General features: G+C 59.7%; 1 protein-coding gene. It reads left to right on the forward strand.

Annotation, left to right across the window (positions count from 1 at the left end; all coding sequences use genetic code 11):
• Positions 1–54 precede the first annotated feature (54 nt).
• Positions 55–957: IS630 family transposase (locus CFR80_RS18440; RefSeq protein ID WP_019087287.1), on the forward strand; the 903-nt coding region annotated here is incomplete at its 3' end.

Consider the following 957-nt stretch of genomic DNA (forward strand, 5'->3'; position numbering starts at 1 on the left):
CTAGTGTCCTGATCGAGAAGTTTATATGATTATCCTGATGGCAGGGGTAATCGAATGGGACGTGTAGCGGTTGCGATTGAACTGACGGCATTGGAGCGTCAGGAACTGGAATCTCTGGCAAGGGCGCGCAAGACGGGCCAGGCGCTTGCGCGGCGAGCCCGTATTGTCCTTGCCGCAGCCGATGGGCATGAGAACAAGGCGATCCGTGACCTGACGGGCGCGGACATCAACACGGTTGGCAAGTGGCGCCGGCGTTTTGCAACGGACCGTCTGGACGGGCTTTACGATGAACCCCGGCCGGGGACACCACGCTCGATCGGCGACGGGGAAATCGCGGAGACGATCCGCCGGACACTGGAAGAAACCCCGCGCGGTGCTACGCATTGGTCGCTGCGCTCGATGGCACAGGCCGTGGGATATGCACCGTCAACGATCCATCGCATCTGGAAAGCGTTCGGGTTACAGCCGCATCGAACAGAGACCTTCAAACTGTCGAACGACCCCCTCTTCGTGGAGAAGGTCCGCGACATCGTTGGTCTGTATATGGCACCGCCGGAGCGTGCGCTGGTACTGTGCGTGGATGAGAAGAGCCAGATCCAGGCGCTGGATCGCAGCCAGCCCATGCTCCCGATGCGGCCCGGCCAGGTCGAGCGGCGGACACATGACTATACCCGCCACGGTACGACCTCACTGTTCGCAGCTCTCGACATTGCCACCGGCACCATCATTGGAAAGTGTTATCCGAAGCACCGATCCACGGAATTCCGCAAATTCCTTGACCAGATCGAAACCAATGTGCCGACTGACCTCGATATCCATCTGGTGATGGATAACTATGCCACCCACAAGACGAAGCTGATCCGTGACTGGTTGGCCAGGCGCCCGCGCTGGCACGTTCATTTTACGCCGACCGGGGCCTCATGGATCAATCAGGTGGAGCGGTTTTTCGCTCTCGTC

The sequence above is a fragment of the Komagataeibacter oboediens genome, assembly GCF_003207815.1.
Classification (GTDB): domain Bacteria; phylum Pseudomonadota; class Alphaproteobacteria; order Acetobacterales; family Acetobacteraceae; genus Komagataeibacter; species Komagataeibacter oboediens.